The 6452-nt window shown below is 70.6% G+C and carries 5 protein-coding genes; 3 read left to right on the forward strand and 2 right to left on the reverse strand.

The window, feature by feature from the left end; all coding sequences use genetic code 11:
* Nucleotides 1–37: 37 nt before the first annotated feature.
* Nucleotides 38–1693, reverse strand: a complete 1656-nt coding sequence (locus tag ACFXB5_RS37205) for a beta-N-acetylhexosaminidase (RefSeq protein WP_385216699.1) — start codon at nucleotides 1691–1693, stop codon at nucleotides 38–40.
* A gap of 103 nt (nucleotides 1694–1796) precedes the next feature.
* Between ACFXB5_RS37205 and ACFXB5_RS37210 the strand changes: the two genes are divergently transcribed.
* From ACFXB5_RS37210 to glmS, 3 genes are all read left to right on the forward strand, one after another.
* Nucleotides 1797–2708 carry a DUF4429 domain-containing protein gene (locus ACFXB5_RS37210; RefSeq protein ID WP_385216701.1) on the forward strand — a complete coding sequence of 304 codons (912 nt, stop codon included), beginning with the start codon at nucleotides 1797–1799 and terminating at the stop codon, nucleotides 2706–2708.
* A gap of 111 nt (nucleotides 2709–2819) precedes the next feature.
* Nucleotides 2820–3095, forward strand: coding sequence for a hypothetical protein (locus ACFXB5_RS37215; protein WP_037953108.1), 276 nt, complete (start codon nucleotides 2820–2822; stop codon nucleotides 3093–3095).
* Nucleotides 3096–3190: 95 nt separating this feature from the next.
* Nucleotides 3191–5023: a glutamine--fructose-6-phosphate transaminase (isomerizing) gene (gene glmS, locus ACFXB5_RS37220; protein WP_385216704.1), complete on the forward strand. Its 1833-nt coding sequence runs from the start codon at nucleotides 3191–3193 to the stop codon at nucleotides 5021–5023.
* A gap of 588 nt (nucleotides 5024–5611) precedes the next feature.
* Here the strand turns inward: glmS and ACFXB5_RS37225 are convergent.
* Nucleotides 5612–6133, reverse strand: coding sequence for a universal stress protein (locus ACFXB5_RS37225; RefSeq protein WP_020871124.1), 522 nt, complete (start codon nucleotides 6131–6133; stop codon nucleotides 5612–5614).
* Nucleotides 6134–6452: the final 319 nt, after the last annotated feature.

Raw genomic sequence — 6452 nt, forward strand, 5'->3', positions numbered from 1 at the left:
CGGTGCCCCGCCCCGGGCCGCGGGCCCCGGAACAGGCTCAGCTGTTGGGCCAGGGGATCTGCGGGGAGTGGTAGTACGCGATGCCCATCGCGTCCCAGCGGGGGCCCTGTGCGGCCACCCGCACCTTGTACTCGTCCCAGTCGTGGGTGCTCGCGGGCGACCAGCCGAGCTCGGCGATGCCGGGGAGGCGGGGGAAGGCCATGTACTCGATCTGCGGGCTGGTCTGGAGGGTCTCCGACCACAGCGGCGCCTCGACACCGAGCACCGAGGATTCCGGGGCGTCCTTGATGTACGTGCCCGGGTCCCAGTCGTAGGACTGCTTGGCCTCGACGTACCCGGCCCAGTTCTGCCCCAGGGGCGTGTTGGCGTCGTACTTCATGTCCAGATAGGCGCGGTTGGCCGGGGAGAGGATCAGCCGGGTGCCCGCCTTGGCCGCGTCCGCGACCTCCTTCTCGCTCCCGTCCGTCCCCCAGTACTGGGCGATCGCGCCCTTCGCGGGGTGCGCACCGGTCAGCTGGTGCCAGCCGACCGCCGTCTTGCCGTACTTGGCGACCACCGGCTGCACCCGGTCCATGAAGGCCACATAGTCCTCATGGCTGGTGGAGTGGGCCTCGTCGCCGCCGATGTGGAGGTAGGGGCCGGGGGTGAGCGCGGCGAGCTCGCGGATGACGTCGTCCACGAAGTCGTACGTCACCTCCTTCGGCACGCACAGCGAGCTGAAACCGACCTCGGTACCGGTGTAGAGCGGCGGGGCGACGCCGCCACAGTTGAGCTCCGCGTAGGAGGCGAGGGCCGCGTTGGTGTGGCCCGGCATGTCGATCTCGGGGACGACGGTCAGCTCACGGCTCGCCGCGTAGCGCACGATCTCGCGGTAGTCGTCCTTGGTGTAGTAGCCGCCGGGCCCGCCCCCGACCTGCGTGGAGCCGCCGTACCGGGCCAGCCTCGGCCAGGAGTCGATGGCGATCCGCCACCCCTGGTCGTCCGAGAGATGCAGATGCAGCTTGTTGATCTTGTAGAGGGCCAGCTGGTCGATATAGCGCTTGACCTGGTCCACGCCGAAGAAGTGCCGGGAGACATCGAGCATCGCGCCCCGCCAGGCGTAGCGCGGCACATCGGTGATGGTGCCGCCGGAGACCCGCCAGGGGCCCGACTGCCGGGTGGTGCGCTCGACGGACGCGGGCAGCAGCTGCCGCAGCGTCTGGACACCGTGGAACAGCCCGGCGGAGCCGCGTGCGGTGAGGGTGATCGCGCGGCCGGTCACCTGGAGCCGGTACCCCTCCTCGCCCAGCGTCCGCACCCCGGCCGCCTTGGGCGTCAGCCGCAGCCGGATGCCGTCGTCACCCGATCGCGTGGTGACGGGCAGCGAAAAGCCGGTGGAGGGGCGCAGCACCCGCGCCAGGTAGTCGCCCACCCGGCGCGCCGAACGCGCCGCGCCGTCGGAGCCGGACACCCGGACGCGGGTGTCGGGGCGGATGGCGTACGAGCCCGCCGCGGGCCGTACGGACGCGGGCGCGGGCACGACCCGGTCCAGCGGGGTCGGGGCGGCCACGGCGGGGTCCTGGGCGGAAGCGGAGGACGAGCGGGAGGACCAGGGGGAAGCCGGAGAAGCGGAGGCGGAGGAGGCCGCGGTCCCCGCCCCGGCCACCACGGTCAGCAGCAGGGAACACAGAAGTCGAGCACGGCGTCGTCTCACAGGGGATCCCTTCAACGAAACGTGGCATCTTGGGTACCGCGAGGGTCAGTTGCGGTCAAGGTGTAGACCAATGTGTCGCTGCCTGCCTGTCAGAATTCACCGCATGGCGGAAATCACCCAGCGCGATGGCGCCTGGAGCTTTGACGGGGAAGCGATCCGGATCGTCCCGGGGCGGGACCGCGGCGTGCCGGCCGTACGGCAGGCGCTCGGCGAACTGACCGTCCCCCTGGTGGCCTTGGCCGGGGTGGCCTACGAGCCGGGGCGGAAGTCGGGCCGGCTGCGGCTGCGCCTGCGCGAGGGGGCGGACCCGCTGCTGCAGGCCACCGGCGGCAAGCTGCCGGACGCCGCCGACCCGTATCAGCTCTCGGTGGAGCCGGACCGCAAGGACCTCGCCGAGTATCTGGTCGACGAGGTCCGCCAGGCCCTGACCCTGGAGCAGGTGCCGCCCGGCCCCTGCGACCGCTATGTGCTGCCCGGCCCCTCGGTGCCGATCTCGGCGTCGGCGGGCGACGCCACGGCCTCCTTCGACGGTGAGCGGGTCCGGCTGGACTGGAACTGGAAGACCGAGGAGTCGAAGAAGTCCGGCGGCCCCCGCACGATCCTCCTGCCCGACCTGGAGATGGTGGAGTGGGTCCCGGCCGCCGGACTGGAGAACGGCTACCTCCGCTTCATCACCGCGAGGGCCACGGCGACGGCCGCGCCCAAGTACGACCCGCATGCCGTGGTGCTGTACGGGTTCAAGAAGGATCCGCTGATGGCGCTGGTCGCGGCGGCCGTCATGGCACGGATGCCACATCCGGGCGCCCCGGCGAAGGCACTCCCCGCCCAGCCGCCCGCCCCCGACCCGGTGCCCGCGGACGCCCCGCCCGCCGGGAGCGACGAGGGTGAGGTGGATCACGACGTCCTGCTGCGACGGCTGCGCGAACTCGGCGATCTTCACCAGAGCGGGATCCTCACCGAGGAGGAGTTCACCACCGCCAAACAGGCCGTGCTCCGCCGCTTCTCCGGCGCCTGAGGGACGGCTTCCCCGCCACCGAAGGCTGGATTTTCCGTCACCGAGACCCAACCCTGCCCGATATCGGGCAGGAATGTTGCGAAACACCGCGCCGCATCGCAGTATCTACGGATGCTCGACCGCCGTATGTCCCACGATGACCTTATCGACCACCTGGTCCGCAGTACGCCGCTCAGCCGCGGCGAGGCCGGCCGGGTGGTGCTGGACGTCCTGGCGTACTTCGACGAGACGACGGAGGAGTTCGTCCGGCGCCGCCACCGCGAGCTCCAGTCCGGCGGGCTGACCAACGCGGACATCTTCGAGCGGATCACGGCCGAGCTGCCGTACCGCGCGGTGGCCCCGCCCGAACTCTCGCTGCGCCAGCTGCGCCGCATCGTCTACGGCTGACCACGCCGGTACGACGCCGGTCCACTACGGCGGCCGCCACCGCCGGACACGAGCACGAGCATGCACCAGCGATCCAATGGGAGGGCCTGAACACCATGTGCGGAATCGTCGGATACATCGGGAAACGCGATGTGGCACCGCTGCTGCTGGAGGGGCTGCAGCGGCTGGAGTACCGCGGCTATGACTCCGCGGGCATCGCGATCCAGGGCAAGCCCGCCAAGGGCGCCCAGAGCGCCGGGCTGAAGATCGCCAAGGCCAAGGGCCGGGTCCGGGACCTCGAGGCCAGGCTGCCCAAGCGGTTCGCGGGCACCACCGGCATCGCCCACACCCGCTGGGCCACTCATGGCGCGCCCAACGACATCAACGCCCATCCGCATCCGGACGCGGACGGCAAGGTCGCCGTCGTCCACAACGGCATCATCGACAACGCCGCCGATCTGCGCGCCAAGCTGGCCGCCGACGGCGTGGAGCTGGTCTCCGACACCGACTCCGAGGCGCTCGCCCACCTCATCGGCCGTTCCCAGGCGCCCACCCTGGAGGAGAAGGTCCGCCACGCGCTCGCGATGGTCGAGGGCACCTACGGCATCGCCGTACTGCACGCGGACTTCCCCGACCGCATCGTCGTCGCCCGCAACGGCTCGCCGGTGGTGCTCGGCATCGGCGAGAAGGAGATGTTCGTCGCCTCGGACGTCGCCGCGCTGGTCAGCCACACCCGCCAGGTCGTCACCCTGGACGACGGCGAGATGGCCACTCTCAAGGCCGACGACTACCGCACCTACACCACCGAGGGCAGCCGCACCTCCACCTCCCCCACCACGGTGGAGTGGGAGGCCGAGTCGTACGACATGGGCGGCCACGACACCTATATGCACAAGGAGATCCACGAGCAGGTCGACGCCGTGGACCGGGTGCTGCGCGGCCGGATCGACGACCGCTTCTCCACCGTCCACCTGGGCGGGCTCAACCTGGACGCCCGCGAGGCGCGCGGGGTGCGCCGGGTCAAGATCCTCGGCTGTGGTTCGGCGTACCACACGGGCCTGATCGGCGCCCAGCTGATCGAGGAGCTGGCCCGGATCCCGGCGGACGCGGAGCCCGCGAGCGAGTTCCGCTACCGCAACCCGGTGGTGGACCCGGACACCCTCTACATCGCGGTCAGCCAGTCCGGCGAGACCTACGACACCCTGGCGGCCGTCCAGGAGCTCAAGCGCAAGGGCGCGCGGGTGCTGGGCGTCGTCAACGTCGTGGGCAGCGCGATCGCCCGGGAGACGGACGGCGGGGTGTACGTCCACGCCGGGCCGGAGGTGTGTGTCGTCTCCACCAAGTGCTTCACCAACACCGCCGTCGCCTTCGCGCTGCTCGCCCTGCACCTGGGCCGGATCCGCGATCTCTCGGTCGCCGACGGCAAGCGGATCATCGCCGGGCTGCGCAAGCTGCCCGAGCAGATCGCGGAGGTGCTGCGCGGCGAGGAGGAGATCAAAAAGCTCGCCGCGGAATATGCGAACGCAAAGAGCATGATGTTCATCGGGCGGGTCCGCGGCTACCCGGTGGCGCGCGAGGCGTCCCTGAAGCTGAAGGAGGTCTCCTACGTCCACGCCGAGGCGTACCCGGCCTCCGAGCTCAAGCACGGGCCGCTCGCGCTGATCGAGCCCGAGGTGCCGACCGTGGCGGTCCTGCCGGACGATGACCTGCTGGAGAAGAACCGGGCGACGCTGGAGGAGATCAAGGCCCGCAGCGGCCGGATCCTGGCCGTGGCCCACCGGGAGCAGGAGAAGGCGGACCACACGATCGTGGTCCCCCGCAACGAGGTGGAGCTCGACCCGATCCTGATGGGCATTCCGCTCCAACTGCTCGCCTACCACATGGCGCTGGCGCTCGGCCGGGACATCGACAAGCCCCGCAACCTCGCCAAGTCGGTGACGGTCGAATAGGCCCGCACCGCCCGCGACCTCGGCGGATCCTTCGGCGGTCCCCCGCGTGTGCCACCACGCACGCGGGGGCCGCCTCCCCTTCGCCGACGTCGCCTCTCATACGCCGGCGGCTGACCGTCGCGCGGGAACCGTCACTTCCCGCGCGACAGCACGATCGAACGGTTTGTACCCCTCACAAACGCACAATCCACCTCTACGCACGGGTAGGTTTGTCCGTTGTCAAGATGGACTTGACGCCATCTCACCTGCGGTCAAGGGGAGTTGAGGGTGTCCGGTTCCAGGCCCCCGCGCCAAGTCGTGTCGGCGTAAGAGGTTTTGGACTGAACTACCTCACTTGACGAGGAAGCGCGCCGGGCACGGTGCGTCCAGAGTCTCAGGAACTCGAGCGAACCCAGAAGGGCCGAAAGGGCCCTGGAAGCGGCCAGGAGGGCCCGCGAGGGCGGGCGGGACGGCCCGCGAGAACGGGACCGGGGGCGCCTCAGGGGATGCCCAGCCGATGACGCTGGGCGGATGCTCAGGGGATCACGCCGGGCGGACGCTCAGGGGATCACGCCGGGCGACACTCAGCGGATGACGCCGGGCGGACGCTCAGGGGATGACGACGACGGGCCGCTGCGCCCGCCGTGCGAGCCGCCCCGCGACCGAGCCGAAGATCCGCCCCACCAGCCCGTGCGTGGAGCCCACCACGATGGCGTCGGCCGCGTACTCCCGGCCGACTTCCTCCAGCTCATGGCAGATGTCCCCGCCCCGCTCGACGAGGATCCAGGGCACCTCGGAGAGATGATCGGCGCAGGCCAGCTCGAGCCCCAGCACCTCGGTGCGGTGATCGGGGACGTCGACGAAGACCGGCGGCTCACAGCCCGCCCAGACCGTCGTCGGCAGCCGGTTGGCCACATGAACGATGATCAGCCCGGAGCCTGAGCGCCGGGCCATGCCGATCGCGTAGGCGAGGGCACGCTCGCTCGACATGGAACCGTCGAATCCCACCACAACACCGTGCTGGAACGCTGGATCGCAGGAATGACGTGTTTCTTCCGCCGCTTCGGGGTGCGCCATGTGATCGGCGACCCGCTTGCGGTCCGCGGGTTCGGGGATTTCGTGACCGGCCATCGGTGTCTCGGCGAAGGATGTCCTCGTGCGGAGGGATCGGCGGGGGCTCAGGTAGAGGGCTGTCGGGGGACTTGAGCTCCGCTGGAGCTCGGGGGCGGTCTCGAGGGGTCGAAATCCGTCCGGGATTCATCTTTCCAAGCCCTTACCCCCAAGGGTACGGCGGCATTCACCACCTGCCCAGAAGGTCGCCACGGGAGCGGAGCGCCCGAAGCGTTCCCCGGAGCATGCCGGAGGGCGGCCCGTAACGCAATGCCCCAAGTGGTCCCCCGCCGAGCCGGGCCCCGGCCCGACGCCCGGCGCGGCGGGGTGGACCCGGGAC

Source organism: Streptomyces sp. NPDC059455 (genome assembly GCF_042750115.1).
Taxonomy (GTDB): Bacteria; Actinomycetota; Actinomycetes; order Streptomycetales; family Streptomycetaceae; genus Streptomyces; species Streptomyces endocoffeicus.

Bases quoted from the DNA above. Each gene is read 5' to 3' on its own strand.
- ACFXB5_RS37210 (WP_385216701.1), top strand. From the start codon at position 1,797: ATGGCGGAAATCACCCAGCGCGATGGCGCCTGGAGCTTTGACGGGGAA.
- ACFXB5_RS37215 (WP_037953108.1), top strand. From the start codon at position 2,820: ATGCTCGACCGCCGTATGTCCCACGATGACCTTATCGACCACCTGGTC.
- glmS (WP_385216704.1), top strand. From the start codon at position 3,191: ATGTGCGGAATCGTCGGATACATCGGGAAACGCGATGTGGCACCGCTG.
- ACFXB5_RS37225 (WP_020871124.1), bottom strand. From the start codon at position 6,133: ATGGCCGGTCACGAAATCCCCGAACCCGCGGACCGCAAGCGGGTCGCC.